General features: G+C 52.2%; 1 protein-coding gene. It reads right to left on the bottom strand.

The annotated features are described in order from the left end of the window. Positions 1-621 (bottom strand): virulence-associated E family protein (locus DW922_RS16825; protein ID WP_243032292.1); only part of this gene is annotated, 621 nt, incomplete at both ends.

The following is a 621-nucleotide window of genomic DNA, read 5'->3' on the forward strand; positions in this document are numbered from 1 at the left end:
AGGGCATTGGAAGTGCCGCCAAACACGCACTGACGGGGGCGGTCTGCCGGGTGGGTTTCATAAGGTATCTTGTAGACCTCTTTCTGCCGGCTTAAAAATGACTTGATTTCCTCAATGCTCTTGGCGTTGGCGGTTGCCATCATTTCCGACATTTCAATAATCCAGTGACCTTGCAGCTTGCGGTACACATTGTCATCGTCCAGCTTCCGCAAATCATCGGAGAACCACTCGTCCCGGACTGCCAGCAGCCGGAAGAAGGTGGACTTTCCAGCCCCCTGACCGCCTACCAGACAGAGCATGATTTCAAACTTGCACCCCGGCTGAAAGGCTCGTGAGATTGCACCCAGCAGGAACAGCTTCAACGCTTCATAGGTGTAATCGTCTGCGTCAGCCCCCAGAAAGTGCCGCAGGCAGAAGCGGATTCGCTCTGTCCCGTCCCACACAAGGGTACTTAAATAGTCCCGGATGGGATGGTACTTGTTTTCATTCGCCACAATCCCGATGGCGTTATCAATCTTTTTCTCATTGGTAAGCCCGTAGGTTTCTTCCAGATAAAGAAGCAGATACTTCATGTCCGTATCGTTCAGGGCGGTGCTTTCTCTGTGAAAACCGATGGGCTTT

It is taken from the genome of Clostridium sp. AM42-4 (assembly GCF_003480105.1).
In the GTDB taxonomy this organism is placed as follows: Bacteria; Bacillota; Clostridia; order Lachnospirales; family Lachnospiraceae; genus Brotaphodocola.